At 65.2% G+C, this 16,418-nt stretch carries 20 protein-coding genes and 1 other RNA gene; 17 read left to right on the forward strand and 4 right to left on the reverse strand.

Translation table 11 applies throughout. The annotated features are described in order from the left end of the window. The first annotated feature begins 51 nt into the window (after window positions 1–51). A complete protein-coding gene (locus N539_RS16425; protein ID WP_081774302.1) occupies window positions 52–2,067 on the forward strand; it encodes a glycoside hydrolase family 3 protein in 2,016 nt (671 codons plus the stop codon). A 58-nt stretch (window positions 2,068–2,125) separates the two neighbouring features. On the opposite strand, the gene N539_RS0109525 is transcribed toward N539_RS16425, so the two are convergent. Then, window positions 2,126–2,437, reverse strand: coding sequence for a hypothetical protein (locus N539_RS0109525; protein WP_028970072.1), 312 nt, complete (start codon window positions 2,435–2,437; stop codon window positions 2,126–2,128). A gap of 388 nt (window positions 2,438–2,825) precedes the next feature. Between N539_RS0109525 and N539_RS16430 the strand changes: the two genes are divergently transcribed. The 7 genes from N539_RS16430 to N539_RS0109560 all read left to right on the forward strand — a co-directional run bounded on the left by N539_RS16430 (window position 2,826) and on the right by N539_RS0109560 (window position 6,832). Then, window positions 2,826–3,551 carry a prolipoprotein diacylglyceryl transferase family protein gene (locus tag N539_RS16430; RefSeq protein WP_051531701.1) on the forward strand — a complete coding sequence of 242 codons (726 nt, stop codon included), beginning with the start codon at window positions 2,826–2,828 and terminating at the stop codon, window positions 3,549–3,551. After that, the gene (locus N539_RS0109535) at window positions 3,499–4,968 is read left to right on the forward strand and encodes a radical SAM protein (protein WP_051531702.1); all 1,470 of its coding nucleotides are present in this window, start codon (window positions 3,499–3,501) and stop codon (window positions 4,966–4,968) included. The genes N539_RS16430 and N539_RS0109535 overlap by 53 nt, the downstream gene beginning before the upstream one ends. Beyond that, window positions 4,965–5,207 (forward strand): hypothetical protein, encoded by a 243-nt coding sequence (locus tag N539_RS0109540; RefSeq protein WP_028970074.1) that lies wholly within the window; start codon window positions 4,965–4,967, stop codon window positions 5,205–5,207. The genes N539_RS0109535 and N539_RS0109540 overlap by 4 nt, the downstream gene beginning before the upstream one ends. Beyond that, complete coding sequence (locus tag N539_RS16435) at window positions 5,204–5,440, forward strand: hypothetical protein (RefSeq protein ID WP_037552727.1); 237 nt, start codon at window positions 5,204–5,206, stop codon at window positions 5,438–5,440. The genes N539_RS0109540 and N539_RS16435 overlap by 4 nt, the downstream gene beginning before the upstream one ends. Next, on the forward strand, window positions 5,437–5,655 hold the full coding sequence (locus tag N539_RS0109550; RefSeq protein ID WP_028970075.1) for a hypothetical protein: 219 nt from the start codon (window positions 5,437–5,439) through the stop codon (window positions 5,653–5,655). The genes N539_RS16435 and N539_RS0109550 overlap by 4 nt, the downstream gene beginning before the upstream one ends. Next, window positions 5,652–6,488, forward strand: a complete 837-nt coding sequence (locus tag N539_RS0109555) for an LD-carboxypeptidase (RefSeq protein ID WP_331280083.1) — start codon at window positions 5,652–5,654, stop codon at window positions 6,486–6,488. The genes N539_RS0109550 and N539_RS0109555 overlap by 4 nt, the downstream gene beginning before the upstream one ends. Before the next feature lie 74 nt (window positions 6,489–6,562). After that, window positions 6,563–6,832, forward strand: coding sequence for an SWIB/MDM2 domain-containing protein (locus tag N539_RS0109560; protein WP_028970077.1), 270 nt, complete (start codon window positions 6,563–6,565; stop codon window positions 6,830–6,832). Between the two features lie 85 nt (window positions 6,833–6,917). Here the strand turns inward: N539_RS0109560 and N539_RS0109565 are convergent, their stop codons facing one another. Continuing rightward, complete coding sequence (locus N539_RS0109565; RefSeq protein WP_028970078.1) at window positions 6,918–7,658, reverse strand: NUDIX domain-containing protein; 741 nt, start codon at window positions 7,656–7,658, stop codon at window positions 6,918–6,920. Window positions 7,659–7,751: 93 nt separating this feature from the next. Beyond that, on the reverse strand, window positions 7,752–8,012 hold the full coding sequence (locus tag N539_RS0109570) for a hypothetical protein (RefSeq protein ID WP_156029862.1): 261 nt from the start codon (window positions 8,010–8,012) through the stop codon (window positions 7,752–7,754). 73 nt (window positions 8,013–8,085) lie between these two features. On the opposite strand from N539_RS0109570, the gene ssrA reads away from it, so the two are divergent. Both ssrA and N539_RS0109575 read left to right on the forward strand, forming a co-directional pair. Beyond that, window positions 8,086–8,442: a transfer-messenger RNA gene (ssrA, locus tag N539_RS18210) on the forward strand. A 157-nt stretch (window positions 8,443–8,599) separates the two neighbouring features. Continuing rightward, window positions 8,600–10,639, forward strand: a complete 2,040-nt coding sequence (locus N539_RS0109575) for an amidohydrolase family protein (protein WP_028970080.1) — start codon at window positions 8,600–8,602, stop codon at window positions 10,637–10,639. A gap of 3 nt (window positions 10,640–10,642) precedes the next feature. Here N539_RS0109575 and mscL read toward each other — a convergent pair whose 3' ends face one another. Further along, on the reverse strand, window positions 10,643–11,065 hold the full coding sequence (mscL, locus tag N539_RS0109580; protein WP_028970081.1) for a large conductance mechanosensitive channel protein MscL: 423 nt from the start codon (window positions 11,063–11,065) through the stop codon (window positions 10,643–10,645). Window positions 11,066–11,212: 147 nt separating this feature from the next. Here mscL and N539_RS0109585 point away from each other — a divergent pair, with 147 nt between their 5' ends. The 7 genes from N539_RS0109585 to N539_RS18790 all read left to right on the forward strand — a co-directional run bounded on the left by N539_RS0109585 (window position 11,213) and on the right by N539_RS18790 (window position 16,359). Beyond that, the gene (locus tag N539_RS0109585) at window positions 11,213–11,812 is read left to right on the forward strand and encodes a LemA family protein (RefSeq protein WP_028970082.1); all 600 of its coding nucleotides are present in this window, start codon (window positions 11,213–11,215) and stop codon (window positions 11,810–11,812) included. Window positions 11,813–11,867: 55 nt separating this feature from the next. After that, window positions 11,868–12,701 (forward strand): TPM domain-containing protein, encoded by an 834-nt coding sequence (locus tag N539_RS0109590; RefSeq protein ID WP_028970083.1) that lies wholly within the window; start codon window positions 11,868–11,870, stop codon window positions 12,699–12,701. Then, entirely contained in the window at window positions 12,695–13,372 is a 678-nt protein-coding gene (locus N539_RS0109595) for a TPM domain-containing protein (RefSeq protein ID WP_028970084.1), read from the forward strand. The genes N539_RS0109590 and N539_RS0109595 overlap by 7 nt, the downstream gene beginning before the upstream one ends. After that, window positions 13,369–13,884, forward strand: coding sequence for an NUDIX domain-containing protein (locus N539_RS0109600; protein ID WP_028970085.1), 516 nt, complete (start codon window positions 13,369–13,371; stop codon window positions 13,882–13,884). Before N539_RS0109595 ends, N539_RS0109600 begins: the two co-directional genes overlap by 4 nt. 14 nt (window positions 13,885–13,898) lie before the next feature. After that, window positions 13,899–14,732, forward strand: a complete 834-nt coding sequence (locus N539_RS0109605) for a metallophosphoesterase family protein (protein WP_028970086.1) — start codon at window positions 13,899–13,901, stop codon at window positions 14,730–14,732. 8 nt (window positions 14,733–14,740) lie between these two features. Then, window positions 14,741–15,589, forward strand: coding sequence for a carboxylating nicotinate-nucleotide diphosphorylase (nadC, locus tag N539_RS0109610; protein ID WP_028970087.1), 849 nt, complete (start codon window positions 14,741–14,743; stop codon window positions 15,587–15,589). Between the two features lie 107 nt (window positions 15,590–15,696). Then, the gene (locus N539_RS18790) at window positions 15,697–16,359 is read left to right on the forward strand and encodes a hypothetical protein (RefSeq protein ID WP_197018395.1); all 663 of its coding nucleotides are present in this window, start codon (window positions 15,697–15,699) and stop codon (window positions 16,357–16,359) included. The last annotated feature ends 59 nt before the right edge of the window (window positions 16,360–16,418 follow it).

The following is a 16,418-nucleotide window of genomic DNA, read 5'->3' on the forward strand; positions in this document are numbered from 1 at the left end:
GGTGGCGCACGCCAATAGCGATTAGCCTCTCAGTTCGGAGAGGGGCCTCCGATGCGTTTTGATTTTCGCAGACTGCTGCGCGGCGGGCGTGAATTCCTGGGTGAAGTCGGGATAATCCTGCTCGGGGCGCTACTCCTGTCGCCGGCACCGGCGCATTCGTTCGGCGCCTCGCCAGCCGCGTCGCGCTGGCCACTGGCGCAAGCACGAAACCCCGCAGCCCGGAATGCCGCTGCGGACGAAGCGTTGATTGCGCGGATCGTCGCCGGGATGACACTCGAGCAAAAAGTCGGGCAGATGACCCAGCCCAACATCTGGTCGGTCACTCCGGACGATGTCCGGCGCTATTGTCTCGGATCGATCCTCAATGGCGGCGGTGCCTGGCCCGGCAACCGCAAGGACGCGGGCGTTGCCGACTGGCTCGCGCTGTCGCAGCGGTTCTACGACGCGTCGATGTCGACCGACATGCCGGTCAAGATCCCGATCATCTGGGGCACCGACGCGGTCCACGGCCACAACAATATCTATGGCGCGACGCTTTTCCCGCACAACATCGGGCTCGGCGCGGCGCATGATCCGGCGTTGCTGACGCGCATCGGCCACGCCACCGCGCGGGCAGTCCGGGCGACCGGGATCACCTGGGTGTTCGCGCCGGCGGTTGCGGTGGCGGAGAATCCGCGTTGGGGCCGGACCTACGAAAGCTATTCGTCAGACCCCGCGCTCGTCCGTTCCTACGCCGACGCGATCGTTCGCGGCTTGCAAGGCGACCTCAAGGGCGGCGACGACGTGCTTGCGACCCCCAAGGTATGGATCGGGGACGGCGCCACCTTCCACGGCAAGGAGCAGGGCGAGATCCGCGCGTCGGAAGCCCACCTGATCCGCATCCAGGCTGCAGGCTTCTATGGCGCGCTCAAGGGCGGCGCGCAGACGGTGATGGCGTCCTATGCCAGCTGGACCGACACCGCCACCAACCGGCCCTGGGGCAAGACGCACGGCAACCGCTACCTCCTCACCGACGTGCTCAAGCAGCGCCTCGGCTTCGACGGTTTCGTGGTGTCCGACTGGAACGGCATCGAGCAGATTCCCGGCTGCACCAAGGCGCATTGCCCGCAGGCGATCAACGCCGGGATCGACCTGGTCATGGTTCCCGACGACTGGAAGGCGTTCATCGGCGAGACCGCAGCCGACGTTCGCAGCGGCGCGATCCCGATGGCCCGGATCGACGATGCGGTGTCCCGCATCGTGCGCGCCAAGCTGCGCAGCGGCCTATTCGACGGGTCGCCAGCCACGGGTCCCCATCCGGGCGCATCGGCCATCGGCGATGCGGCGTCGCGCGCGCTCGCCCGCGAGGCCGTGCGAAAGTCGCTGGTGCTGCTCAAGAATGAGCGGCGCGCGCTGCCGCTTTCGAGAAGCGGTCGGGTGTTAGTGGTCGGTGCCGGCGCGGACCGCATGTCGGACCAGACTGGCGGCTGGTCACTGACATGGCAAGGGAACGACAACAGCAACGCGGATTTCCCGAACGGCGAGACGATTCTCGGCGCGATCCGCAGCACGCTCGGGACCGGCCAGGTCGATTACAGCCCCGACGGCAAAGGCGTGGACCCCAGCCGCTATCGCGCGATCGTCGCGGTCGCGGCGGAAGGCGCTTATGCCGAGGGTGACGGCGACATCGGCTTCCCGGCGACGATGCGCCACAGTGCGCGCTATCCCGCCGATCTCGCCGCGCTCGACCGCGTCGCGGGCAAGGGCGTGCCGGTGGTCACCATCCTCCTGTCCGGACGCCCGGTGTCGGCCAACGACCTCATCAACCGGTCCGATGCATTCATTGCCGCCTGGCTCCCGGGCACCGAGGGCCAAGGAATTGCCGACCTCCTGTTCGCGGCACGCAACGGCCGGCCGGCTTATGACTTCAGCGGCCGGCTCTCGTTCGACTGGCCGGCAGGCGACTGCCTGCGCCGCGGCGCAGTCCAGTTCCGGCGCGGGTACGGGCTCAGCTATCGTCGCTCGGCACGGATCGGGCGGCTCCCCGTCGGACCCGCCATCGCGAATTGTCCGCCCGACACAGACTAGGGTCTCGTGGGCGCTTCATTGAGTCGCAGCCTTCCACCCATTGCAGACATTAGCTTCCCTAGGAGCAGCTACTGCCCGTGGGCCAGATCGATACCATCGTAAGCGCGAGACATAGGGCGCTGAGGGCGCCGGAGGCGATCAACAATAATATCCGCGACCGCGCGCGGGCGTCCATCAGCGTAGCTGTGATGGCAAGAATTAGTGCGATGAGCGCAGCAGGAGCGACAATGAACAGGAAGCCTGCCTCAGGATAGACCTCAATGGGGCATCCTTCGAGCACGTAGGCCGTGTTCGTGAAGGAGAAATAGAGGGCTACGGCAAGGCAGATGCCACTGAGCCCGAGGGGCCAATACCGTTGCATATTGATCACGCCGCCTCCTGCGGAGCCCCTGGGGTCGCCCTGCGATAACGGCAATAATGCTAACGTCCGCTTTCCACCCATTGCGGACATTCGTCCGGCACGGAGCCTTGAGACTCCCCGATTAAGACTCGAGCTCGCTGCAGAGCGGGAGCTCATCATAGGGCGGCTCGTATCCGTGGCGGTCGTACAAGCTCCGCGGAACGGTGGAGAGCCCACTGGTTCCGAAATCGACGCGGGCGAATTCCGCCCCTGTCGTCTCAGTCTTCGTCCGGCATATGCCTCTAGCCACGGCGGCCCCCCGTCCTTTGCGCACAGCATATACAGGAGACACCGGTGAATGTCCGCCCTCCGCCCATTGCGGACATTGCGGCCGTCGTTGCACAGCTGTCGCGACCGAATGATCCACGTACCGACTAACCCGGCCGCGCATTATGCCGGCGACCTTGCCGCCTGGGCCGCGGCGGCGCTCGCCGCGCGCTGGCAGCACAACAAATGGCCGGAGCAGGCGCTGCGGTTCTCGCGGATTACCCGGCCGAGCTATTTCGTCGCGCTCGGAGTTGGGGCGTTGCTCGGCGCGTGGCTGTTCGGATCGGCCAATTCGCTGCGGGCGCCGATCATCGCGCCGTCGCACAGCATCGCCGGAGCACTCGCCGGCGGGATCGTCGCTGTGGAGCTGTGGAAGGCGCTGCACGGCGTGCGTGCCTCGACGGGCGGAGCGCTGGTGCTGCCGATCTGCGTCGGGATCACGGTCGGCCGTCTCGGCTGCTTCTTCGCCGGGCTGCCCGACTACACCTACGGCATTCCGAGCGGCGTGCCGTGGGCGGTCGAGCTTGGCGACGGCATCGGCCGGCATCCGGTCCAGCTCTACGAATCGCTGGCGATGGCGGGGTTCCTCGCCGTCTATCTCCGCGCCCGTCTGAACGGCGCGCGATGGGCGCGCGACCACGCTTTCCACGCGATGATTATCTTCTATGCTTGCCAGCGGTTCGGGTGGGAATTCTTGAAGCCGTACCCGGCGGTGCTCGGGCCGCTGAACGTGTTCCATCTTCTGATGCTGGGGCTGGCTGCGTATGGATTACTCTGGTGGCGGAGAGGCGGCGCAATCGAGCGCGGCGCCGCCTGAGCAACCGCAGCGCAAGTCGGCCCACTATCTGTTCCACGGCCAGACCACGAGCTTGTGCGAAACTTGCCTCGATCTCGTCCCGGCCAAGGTCATCGTCGAGGACGACAAAGTCTTCTACTTGAAGCGCTGCCGCGACCATGGCGTGCAGAAAACGCTGATCAGCGACGACCTCGATTACTGGCGTGCGCAGAAGGAGTGGCTCAAGCCCGGCGACCGGCCGCTGACGACACAAACCCGGACCGAGGCCGGCTGTCCGTTCGATTGCGGCCTCTGCCCCGATCACGAGCAGCACAGCTGTCTTGCGATCATCGAGATCAACCAGGCATGCAACCTCGCTTGCCCGGTGTGCTTCGCCAACGCGACCGACATCCATGGCAGCCACCGGCCGCTGGCGGAGATCGAGCGCATGCTCGATGCTTTGGTGGCGAGCGAGGGAGAGCCCGACCTCGTGCAGCTGTCGGGCGGCGAGCCGACGATCCATCCGGATTTCTTCGAAATTCTCGACGCGGTGAAGCGGCGGCCGATCCGCCATGTGATGATCAACACCAACGGCGTGCGGATTGCGCAGGATCCGGAGTTCGTTGCTCGGCTGGCGAGCTATGCGCCGCGGTTGGAAGTCTATCTGCAGTTCGACTCCATGAACGACGAGGCACTGCTCGAGCTGCGCGGCGCGAGGCTCAACCGGATCCGTCGGCAGGCGCTCGAGGCGCTCGAAGCGGTCGGGCTTTCGACGACCCTAGTGGTTGTCGTGAAGCGCGGGGTCAACGACCAGGAGATCGCCGACATCGTGCGCGAGGCACTCAACTGGGCTTGCGTGCGTGGGGTGACCTTCCAGCCGGTGCAGGACGCCGGGCGCAATGAAGGCTTCGACGCGCAGGCCAACCGGGTGCTGCTGACCCAGATCCGGCTCGAGGTCGGCAAGTCGGGGGTGTTCGCGACCGAGGACATGATCCCGCTGCCGTGCAACCCGGATCAGATCTCCATCGGCTATGGCCTACGGCAGGGAAGAGAGGTCACGCCGCTGACGCACCTGCTGCCGAAGGAGCTGATCCTCAACGGCCCGAACACGATCAGCTACGAGGCCTATCCGGAGCTGAAGGCGAAGATATTGGACCTGCTCTCCCTGGCGACGGCGCAGGCCAACACCGAGGAGAAGCTCGCCGGACTCCTGTGCTGCCTGCCGCAGGCGATGGTGCCGGAGGAATTGAGCTACGCGAACAGCTTTCGCGTCGTGATCCTGCAATTCCTCGACCGCTACAATTTCGACATCGCGACGGTGAAGCGAAGCTGCGTTCACTTCGTGACGGGGGACGGGCAGATCATCCCGTTCGACACCTACAACACGTTCTATCGCGAGGGCGCCGAGGGCGCGGGAGTCCTTGCCCGCCACCGCGCGACAGTGAACCAGCGCGGATGAAGGATATCTTCGGAGGGGTTTTGGTCGCGACCGGTATTCTGCTCGCCGGGGGGAGCGGACTGTGTTCGATGGTCGTGCTGTTCACTCCGGGCGAATACTCGGGTCTGAAAATGTGGCAGGCCGTCGCTGTATTCGGTGGCGTCCCATTCGCGATTGGACTGGTGATCGCGTTTGGCGGGATTGCTCTTGTGCGCAGCGCGAGGGCCGCCGAGAGCCATGATGCCGAGAGCGCCGAATGAAGCAATTGTTCGGGGGATGTCTGCTCGCGGTTGGAATTTTGATCGCGGGCGTCAGCGGGCTGTGTTCCATCGGGTTGCTGATGAACGGCATCGTGACCGATCCGCTTGGCGCGATCGGCGCCATTCTGTTCTACGGCGGCATCCCGTTCGCGATCGGCGTCGGCCTGGTGATCGTTGGTCAGCGCACGATCCGCAGCGCGCGCGACGAGGATTACGGAGCGGGGCGCGAATGAAGGAGTTGTTCGGCGGGTGCCTGCTGGCGGTGGGCATATTGGTTGCCGGAGCGACCGGGCTGTGCATGTCCATGTTCTTCAGCGGACCCAATGGGTGGAAGAGTCTCGCCCAGGCCTTCAACTTTCTGGGCGTTCCGTTCCTGATCGGGATCGGGATGGTGGTCGGCGGCGCCGCCCTGATCCGCAGCGGGCGCCAGGACAGGTATCGCAAATGAGCAAAATGCGCATCGCCGTCGTCGCGCCGAGCTGCCCGCTCAAGCGCGAAGCTGCCGAGGCGGTCGAAGCCCTCGTCACGGAGCGCGGCGATTGCGATCTGGCCATCCACCCGCAATGTTTCTTGTCCGACGGCCATTTCGCCGGGCCGGACGAGGCACGGCTCGCGGCTCTGCGCGAGGTCATGGCCGATCCGTCAGTCGACGCCGTGTGGTTCGCGCGCGGCGGCTACGGGTCCAACCGCATCGCCGAAGCGGCATTGGCGGGAATGCCCGACGCCGCGAGCGGCAAGCTCTACATGGGATATAGCGACGCCGGCTTCCTGCTCGCCGGACTCCACAAGGCGGGCCTCGAGGTCGCCTGGGGGCCGATGCCGCAAGACATCTTGCGCGGCAATCACGGTCTCGGCGACGGCGAGGCCGCGGTTCGCCGCGCGCTGGATTGGCTGGTGGCGAGAAATGAGTCAGCCGTCGAGCCGCAGCTCCAGCGGCCGGCGATGGCATTCAACTTGACGGTCCTTTCGAACCTGCTCGGGACCCCGCTGGAGCCGGACTTCGCCGGCGTCGAGCTGATCATCGAGGAGGTGAGCGAACAGCTCTACCGGATCGATCGCACGATGTTCCACGTCACAGCCAGCAACAACGTGCGCGGTGCGGCGCGGATCCGGCTTGGCCGGGTCGGCGACATCATCGACAATGACCCCGATTTCGGCGCCGACGAGGTGGCCATTGTCAGCGACTGGTGCACTCGCTCGGGCATCCCCTACGGCGGGCGGGCGGACATCGGTCACGATGCGCAAAACCGCGTCGTGCCGTTCGGCCTGCGCACTTCTTGATCCAGGTTTGCTTTGGACCATTGCAAAGGCCCTGAAGTTGCGCTCTACGAAGAGGGGAACAACAGGAGGGCCTGATGGCACAAGGGACTGGTCGTAAAGCGGGGGGCGGATTGGCCCGCCCGGTTCAACCTTCGGCGGATTTGGCCGCGATCACCGGCAGCGCTCCGCTGCCGCGCAGCCAAGTGGTCTCGAAGGTGTGGGACCACATTCGGAAGAACAACCTGCAAAACCCGCAAAACAAACGGGAAATTATGGCTGACGCCACGCTGAAGAAGGTCTTTGGGGGCAAGGACCGGGTCAGCATGTTCGAGATGAACAAGCATCTGTCGAACCATCTGAAGTAGACGCTTCAAGGGTTCCGACGAGAAGGGGATCCGCGCCCGCGGGTCCCCTTTTCCATATCCGGACGAGACGACTCGGAAGCTGGCATCACCCTCGCCACAGGCCGTCCAGATGCTCCTGCGTCACCGGAAAGCCGAGATCAGCCGGGATGGTGATGAATTTCTCACCGTCCACATTCTCTACCCAGGGCGAGATCGGTTCGATCCGGTGCGAGTCCGCATCGGCGCGGATTTCATCGAAGCTCCTGTGTTGAGCGAGCCGCTCCAAAGTGCGACGCGTGGGGAAAATCAAGCGCGCTTCGCCCCGCTTCTCGCGTTCCAGGACGTCGCTGGCGGTCACCCACGCGGCGCCCGCGCATTCGCCCTCAATGACTTGCGGCTGCCAGTCGATGACCGGAGCCCGCGCGACGAAGAACATCGTGTCGAACCGCCGCACCGCGTGGAATTTGGGAACCCAGCGGGCGAATGGCGTAAGCTCGGCAACATCGAGCCCGAGGCCGTGGGCCTCCAGCAGGTCGGCGAACGACGCATCGGCGACGAGATCCCTCTGGAGCTCCAGCGCCTGCTCCTCGCTGGGAACCGGCGCCAGCCCGACCGCGATGGCCGTTTCTTCGACGGTCTCGCGAATGGCCGCGACGCGTGCGGCATCGGCCTTCAGTGTTTCGGCCAGCTGGCGGTCGGCCTCGTCGATCCGCCCGCCCGGGAACACTAAAGCGCCCGCGGCAAACGCCATGCCGCCCGCCCGCTCGACCATCAGCAGCTCGGGCGGGCCCGAGACCTGGTCGCGGACGACAATCAAGGTGGCGGCGGGGATCGCCTCGTCGGTCATGCCCCGCGAGGTAGGCGCAGGCGGACCAAAGAAAAAGCCGCCCGAGGCGAACCCCGGGGCGGCCGTCTGCCCCCGTCTGCGAACGCTCCGCGGTTACATACCGCTGACGTTCTGCTCCTGCGCATCGCTCGGGTTGAGCGTGTTGGCGCTTTCGTTCTCGAGCTGGTTTTCCTGGTTGCCGAGGGCGTCCGCCTCGCTGTTGGCGGCGTCGTTGGCCGCCTCGTTCGACAGCGCGTTGAGGTCGGTCGCGGGCTGGTTCATCTCGGCATTATTGACCTGGTCCTGGCTGTTGTAATTGCACCCGCCGAAGGTGATCGCAGCAAGGCCGGACAACGCAAAAACAAGCTTTTTCATGTGTTTGAACCCCATCAGAATCACGTTTGCAGGGGCCTCCATAACAGCAGAGGGCAGCCGCTTTCCAGTGGCTTTGCTTGAGATTTCGGCCCGGAAACACTATCTTATGCGTGCCGGTTCGCCGGCTATGTCGGTAGACTGTTGCGTGGAATAGGCACTTCGGACCCGGGGGGCAGTACCCCGGCGCCTCCACCATCAACCGCGGCCAAAGGGAGACGGCTGCCGCGGCTGTTGATGGGGGCGAAATAGGATCGACGAGTGCAATAAAGACGCGATTGCCGATCGGTATGGATGCCACCGTGACGGCTCATAAACACAAGTGCCAACGATAACGAGGCGCTCGCTCTTGCCGCGTAACTGACGGCCTAACGGCCTGAGGTTACAAAGCTAAAGCGCGGTTGGACCCCACCGGGCAACAGAAGGGGATTCCAGCGGTTCGGGGGGCACCGGGCAACAGAAGCCCCCCACTTCCCTTCAAGCATGGCGGCCTCCGCTTGCGCCCCACGCACCTACGCCCGTCGAACAATCGGTTGCGCATTGCGACGCGTCTCGGCAGACCCCCGGCGATCATTTCGTGGGGGATTTCCATGCGTCGTCCGATTCTCGCTGTCCTGTTGTCTGCCTGCGCCTCCGTCGCAATTGCCGACCCGACGCCGAAGGAGCAGCTGCTGAAGCCGCCGGCGGGCGCGCGCCATTATACGATCAGCTCGGTCGCCGGGAAGCACGGCGACACCTGGTCGTGGGCGCTGCCGGATGGGCGCAAGGCCTATCGTATGTCGATGTCGCTGCGCGGCTGGATCACCGAAAATGACGAGGTGGTCACGTCCGGCGCCGATGGCCGTCCGTCCGCGATCGCCATCCGCGGCTTCACCGACACCGGCGACGCGACCGAGGATTTCAACGTCGACAGCAGCGGTGTTGCCCATTGGAAGACGTCGGTGGATTCGGGCTCAGCTCCTTTCGGCGGGAAGCGGTACAGTACTTACGGCGGTCCGTTCCTCGCCGGCGATCTCGACTTCGAAGCTCTGGTCGCCGCCGGCGACAAGGGCATCGATTTGCTGCCCAACGGCCATGCCAGCATCAGCATCGGACAGCCGGTACAGATCGACGGACCGCAAGGGCCGAAGACGCTCAAGCTCGCCTTCGTCAAAGGTCTTGGCTTCTCGCCGAGCCCGGTCTGGCTCGACAGCGACAATCATTATTTCGGCAACGCCGGGACGATCTCGGTGTTGCCCGAAGGTTATGAAGCCGCCGGACCGAAGCTGAAGGCGATCCAGGACGAGGCAACCGCCGCCATGGTCCGCGACGTTGCGCACCGCTTCCTCAGCCCGGCGAACAAGACGCCAACCCTGGTCGACCATGTGCTGGCGTTCGATTCGATCGAGGGGCGCTACATTCCCAATACCGCGGTGCTGATCGCCGACGGGAAGATTGTCGCGACCGGCCCGGCGGGATCGATCAAGGCGCCCGCGGGTACGACGGTCATCGACGGCACCGGCAAGACGCTCCTTCCTGGCCTGTGGGATTCGCACCAGCACGTCGGGGACGACTGGAACCTGCTCCAGAACCTCGCCACCGGCATGACCAATTATCGCAGCCCCGGGACCGAGATCGACGATGCCCTGAGCATCTACAAACGCCGCGCGGCGGGCGACTTGCTGGCGCCGGACGGCAAGATTTCGGTGATCGTCGACCGTAAGGATCCGCTCGCGGCGCAGGGCGCGCTGACCGTTTCCTCGGAAGCGGAAACCATTGCCGCCGTCGACAAAATTAAGGCGGCGGGGCTGTGGGGCGTGAAATTCTATACCTCGATGACTCCGGCGTGGATCGCGCCTGGCGCCGCCGAGGCGCACAAGCTCGGCCTCCACGTTCACGGCCACATCCCGGCGGGCATGCGTCCGCTCGATGCGGTTCGCGCCGGCTATGACGAAATCACGCACATCAACTTCATCATCATGCAGGCGATGCCCCAGGCGGTCGTGGACAAGGCCAATACCGCCGCGCGCCTCGAGGGGCCGGCCAAATACGGCAAGGACGTCGACCTCGATTCTCCCATGATGAAGGCGTTCTATGCGGAGCTAGCGAAGCGGAAGACGATCATCGACCCGACGCTCACGGTGTGGGAGCCGTTGCTGACTTCGGACGGCAGCGTCCTCGCGCCCGAATATTCGCCGTTCGCAGACATTGCTCCCCCGGCAGTCGCGCGCGGGTGGAAGATCAGCGGCTATCCGCTGTTCGACGGCCTCACGCGCGACGACTTCCGCAAGAGCTTCAACAAGATGGTCGGCGTGGTCGGGAAGCTCCACCAGGCCGGCGTGCCCATCGTCGCCGGCACCGACGGGTACGGTCTCGAGCTCGTGCGCGAGCTGGAGCTTTACGAGACGGCTGGCCTGAGCAACGTGGAGGCGCTGCAAACGGCGACGATCGTGCCGGCCCGCATGGTCGGCATGGATGACCGGACCGGCTCGATCACCAACGGCAAGACCGCGGACCTGATCCTCGTTGAGGGCGACGTGTCGAAGGACCTCGGCAATCTTCGTCACGTCGAGACGGTATTCCTCGATGGCTACCGGCTCGACGGAAAGGCGCTGCGCGAGGCCAGCGGCCTCAACGGCATGCCGAAATAGCGGCTAGCGCTTCCGCAGCTCGTCGCGGATTTCGGCCAGTAACTCGACCTCGCTCGGGCCCGCGGCAGCGTCGGGGCCCTTGCGCATCGCCCGGTTCGCGGCCTTGATCATCAGGAAGATGATGAAGGCGAGGATGACGAAGCTCACGACCTGGGTGACGAATTCGCCCCAGCCGAGCACCGGCGCGCCGGCCTTCTTCAGCGCGGCATAGTCGGCCATCGATCCGTGATAGTCGGCCGGGACCGGGCCGAGCACGATGAAATAGCTCGAGAAATCGAGGCCGCCGAAGATCTTGCCGACGATCGGCATGATGATGTCTTCGGTCAGGCTGGTGACGATCTTCCCGAACGCGGCGCCGATGATCACCGCAACGGCGAGGTCGAGCACATTGCCCTTGGCGATGAAGTCCCGGAATTCCTTCAACATGTCTGGCCCTCCACTTTCGCCGAACCGACAGTAGCGCAGATGGATTCGTTTGACATCACCGGTCCGGCTGTATTGTGCGCTTAAGACAGCATTGAAAGCGGGCGCCGCCGCATCTACCTATCCGCGCGTTTGGAAGGGGACTTCACGATGACCGCACTGCGCCGTTTCGGATTGCTCGCACCGCTTGTCGCATTCAGCCTTGCCGGCTGCGGCCTCAACAGCGTGCCCACCGCCGAGGAGCAGGTCAACGCTCAATGGGCGAACCTGCAGGCGGACTATCAGCGCCGCGCCGACCTCATCCCCAACCTGGTCAACACCGTGAAAGGATACGCCAAGCAGGAAAGCAGCGTCCTCATCGCGGTGACTCAGGCTCGCGCCGACGCCGGACGGGTTCAGCTCAACGCGAGCGATCTCGACGATCCGGCGAAGGTGAAGGCGTTCAACGAAGCGCAAGGCCGCCTGACCCAGGCGATTATTCCGCTGCAGCGCCTGCAGGAGGCTTATCCGGACCTGAAGTCGAACCAGAACTTCCTGGCGCTCCAGGACCAGCTGGAAGGCACCGAGAACCGCATCAACGCGTCGCGCCGCGACTATAACGAGGCCGTGCGCGGCTATAACACGCGGATCCGCACCTTCCCCGACGCGATCGGCGCGAAGATTTTCTACGGCGCCAGGCCGAAGGTGCCGTTCGAGGCTGCAGCGGCCGCGCAAACCGCGCCGTCGGTCGATTTCAACACTGCTGGTTGAGGTGATTCCAACTCGTCATCGCGAGGAGCGCAGCGACGTGGCGATCCAGGGGCGAATGCTGGATTGCTTCGCTGCGCTCGCAATGACGGTTGCGCTTCTGTTTGCGCTACCGGCATCGGCGCAGACCTTTCCAAAGCTGACGGGACGCGTGGTCGACCAGGCGCATCTGCTCAGTCCCGCGCAAGTGGTTGATCTGACAAGCAAGTCCGAAGTGCTGGAAGCGCGGTCGGGCCGGCAATTCGTCGTTGCGACGGTCACCAGCCTCGAAGGCTATCCGATCGAGGACTATGGCTATCGCCTTGGACGTTATTGGAAAATTGGTAGCACGAAGAACGACGATGGCGTTGTGCTGCTGGTCGCGCCCAAAGAGCGCAAAGTGACGATTGCGACGGGCTATGGTGCCGGCGGATATATGACCGATGCCGTGTCGGGGCTCATCATTCGCGAAGCGATCCGGCCTCACTTCAAGCAGAACCCTCCCGATTACGGTGGCGGGATCGAGGCCGGAGCCGACCAAATCATCAAGCAGATGAGCCTGCCGGCTGCGGAAGCCCAAAAGAATGTCGCTCAGGCGGGGCAAGCCCAGCAGTCGCGCAAGGACGCGAGCCCCGGCTTCATTTCGGTCATCTTCTGGATCATGATCATCGGGTTCGTCATGCTTTCGATGGCGCGCCGCGCCGGCGGCCGGCGGTATCGGACGCGCCGGTCGGGCATCAGCCCGTGGGTGGTGTTGTGGGGCCTCAATGAGCTCAGCCGCGGCTCGCGCGGCAGCGGTTGGGGCGGCGGCTCATCATGGGGCGGTGGCGGCGGTTGGGGCGGCGGGGGAGGCGGCGGCTTCTCCGGCGGCGGTGGATCGTTCGGCGGCGGCGGAGCATCCGGCTCATGGTGATGCGGCTCTCCGAAGCGGACCACGACAAGGTCAGCGCGGCGATCGCCGCGGCGGAGGCGAACACCAACGGCGAGATCGTCGCGGTCGCGACGCCGATCAGCGATCCTTATCACGACGTCGCGCTGCACTGGGCGGTGGCGGCGCTGATCCTCGTCCTCGCCTGGGCGGCGTGGCGGCCGGACTGGCTGCAATATTCGTATGACACCCTGACCGGCGGTTGGCATGCCGAGCCGACGCTGGGCGAGTTGCTGACGTTCCTGATGATCCTCGCGGTGCTGAAGTTCACTGCGGTCCTGCTGATCCTCAAATGGATGCCGCTGCGGCTTGCGCTGACGCCTGGCGCGACCAAGCATCGCCGCGTCCGGCGCCGCGCCGTCGCCGTGTTCAAGGCCGCCGCCGAACGCCGCACGGTCGGTCGGACCGGCGTGCTGATCTATCTCTCGATGGCCGAGCGGCGCGCCGAGATCGTTGCCGATGAGGCGATCCTCAAGCTTACGGGCGATCAGACCTGGGGCGAGGCGATGGCAGCGCTGCTGGAGCAGGTGCGCGAAGGCCGGCCAGCCGAGGGAATTTGCGCCGCGATCGGCCAGGTCGGAGTCGTGCTCGCGGAGCATTTTCCGCGCTCCGAAGGCGACCGCAACGAAATCCCCGACAAGCTCATCGAGCTGTGAACCTCGACGACCTGCCGCCGCTCGAAGTGATGTGCGAGGGCAGGTTCGTCCGCGCCATGCGTCGCGGGAAATGGGAGTTCGCCGGGCGGACGAACCAGATTCGTGCCGTCGTGATTCTCGCCGAATATGAGGGGAAAGTGATCCTGGTCGACCAGCCGCGGGTGCCCCTGGAAGCGCGCTGCATTGAGTTGCCCGCCGGTCTGGTCGGCGACACCGATCCCAATGCGACGATCGAAGGAACCGCGATCAAGGAGCTCGAGGAAGAGACCGGCTTTACCGCCGAGCGTGTCGAGCGGCTCGGCGACTTCCATGCCTCGCCGGGGATGCTGTCGGAGAGCTTCACCCTGGTTCGCGCCCACGGCCTGCGGCGGATCGGAGAGGGCGGCGGCGACGACAATGAGGACATCGCCGTTCATCTGGTCGCGCGCGGCGACATCCCGAATTTCATCGAGCAGAAGCGCGCCGAGGGCTTCGCGGTGGATGTGAAACTGCTGATCTTTCTCGGCTATTGAAGCGTTGGGACCGCATGGCCCGTCTCATCCATTTGTCCGACCTGCACTTCGGCGCCCATGACGACGAGCTCGTAGCAGCGGTCGAACATAAAGTTGGCGAGCTGAAACCGGATCTCGTCGTGATCAGCGGCGATTTCACGCAGCGGGCGCGGACCGAGCAATTTCGCGAGGCATGCGAGTTCCTCGAACGACTGCGCGACGGCGGGCACGAGGTTCTCGGCGTCCCCGGCAACCATGACGTGCCGCTTTATGACGTGCTCCGCCGCTTCCTCTCGCCGCTCACCCGCTACCGCCGGTTCATCGACGACAGCTTGTGCCCCTTCGTCGAGCTGCGGGGTGTGGCGGTGCTCGGCATCAACACCGCCCGCTCGCTGACCTTCAAGGACGGGCGCATCAGCCGCCACCAGATCGACTTCATCCGCGACACTTTCGCCCGGACACCGGCGGAGTCCGTGCGCATTCTCGTGACCCATCACCCGCTGTTCGCGGTCCCGGTCGGCGACGAGATCGAGCGCGCGGTCGGCCGGAACGAATCGGCGCTGGATGCCATCGAGGAGGCGGGTGTGGACCTGCTGCTAGCCGGTCATGCGCATCATGCCTCGGTCCACAGCGCCAGCGACCTCGTGACCCGCGCCGGTGGCGCGCTCGTCGTCCAGGCGGGCACTGCGACCTCGACCCGCCTGCGCGAGCAGAACCAGAGCTTCAACGTGATCGACGTCGACGACGGCGCCATCAAATTGACCGTCGAATGCTGGTCCCGCGACGAGTTTCGCGCGATCGACACCAAGCGCTTCGAAAACCGCGACGGAACGTGGCGCATATTGAAAGCGGAGGAGTCGGCGCACTAGGAGGGGGGATGCCGCTGCCCCCAGACTTCGATCTCGACGATTTCGTCACCCGGACTCTCGCCGAGGATCTCGGTGTGGGCGGCGACGTCACCTCGAATGCCACTATCCCTGCCGATGCCCGCTTCATCGCGGAGATGAATTGTCGCGAACCAATCGTGGTTGCCGGGCTGAAGATCGCGGCGGCGTTCTTCCGGTCGCTCGACCCGGACGTCACGATTGAGCAGGCGGTCGCGGACGGCGATCGGGCGGAAGCGGGCACGGTGTTGATGCGGCTGTCCGGCAAGGCGCGGGCGATGCTCACCGCGGAACGGTCGGCACTCAACACGCTGCAGCATCTGTCGGGAATCGCGACGCTAACTCGGCGCTATGTCGATACGATCGCGGGGACCGGCGCGATCTTGATCGACACGCGAAAGACCATCCCGGGCCTGCGGACGCTCGAGAAATATGCGGTGCGCATGGGCGGCGCCCACAACCACCGCATGCGCCTCGACGATGGCGTGCTGATCAAGGACAACCATGTCGCCGTCTGCGGGGGCGTGGCCGAAGCCGTGCGGGCAGCGAGAGCTGCGGATACGGGACTTCAGGTCCAGCTCGAGGTCGACCGGATCGAGCAGATCGAGCCGGCGCTGGCCGCGGGCGCCGACCGCCTGTTGCTCGACAACATGCCCCCGCCGGTCCTGCGCCAGGCCGTCGAGCTGGTCGCCGGCCGCGTGCCGCTAGAAGCATCGGGTGGAGTGCGGCTGGAAACCATCCGCGCGATCGCGGAGACGGGCGTCGACTTTATCTCGCTCGGGCGCATCACCCAGTCCGCGCCGGCGGTGGATATCGGGCTCGATTTTGCGCTGAGTCGTTGAGCCGACGCAACAATGTTCATGTTGGTGACAGGAACCGAAGCGCAGCAGCTTCGCTGAGTCGGCTGCGCGTTCTTCAGCGGTCGTCGCTTCGATCGAGGAGTATTTCGATGATCCAGAGAATCGCGCTTGCGCTCGCGGCTTCGGCCATGGCGCTCATCCCCACCGCGGCATCGGCCAAGGACCGCCATCACCACGACGGCGGCCGCAACCATTCCTATTCGTACCGCGGTTACTACCCGTCCTATGGCTACAATAACTACGGCTACGGCTATCCGCGCACCATCGTCAGCATCGGCGTTGGCTCGCCGTACGGCTACGGCGGATATGGCGGCGGCTACGGCGGCTACGGCAGCTACGGCGGTTACGGAGGATATGGCGGCGGCTACGGCGGCTATTCGGGCTACGGCGGATATGGCGGCGGCTATGGCTATGGCTACCCGGGTTATGGGTCCTCGGGCTACGGTTATCCGGGATACGGCTATGCCGGATATCCCGGTTACGGCGGCTACGGCGGTGGTTACCCCTACGGTGGCGGCTACGGCGGCGGCTATCCGTATGGCGGCGGCTACGGCGGCGGTTACCCGTATGGCGGCGGCTATCGCTGCGGCAATCCAGCGGCCGGCGCGGCGGTTGGCGGCGTTGCCGGCGCGGCGATCGGCGGCGTGATCGCTGGCAATGACGGCCACCGGCACAACACCGGCGAGGGCATTGCAATCGGCGGAGTCCTCGGGGCCGTGCTTGGCGGTGCGGCTTCCGCGAATAACTGCTGACACGAGTCCCCAGAAAGAGCGGGGCCGGCCTTGTCGGTTCCGCTCTTTTGATTCGTGCA

The sequence above is a fragment of the Sphingomonas sp. URHD0057 genome (assembly GCF_000620665.1).
In the GTDB taxonomy this organism is placed as follows: domain Bacteria; phylum Pseudomonadota; class Alphaproteobacteria; order Sphingomonadales; family Sphingomonadaceae; genus Sphingomicrobium.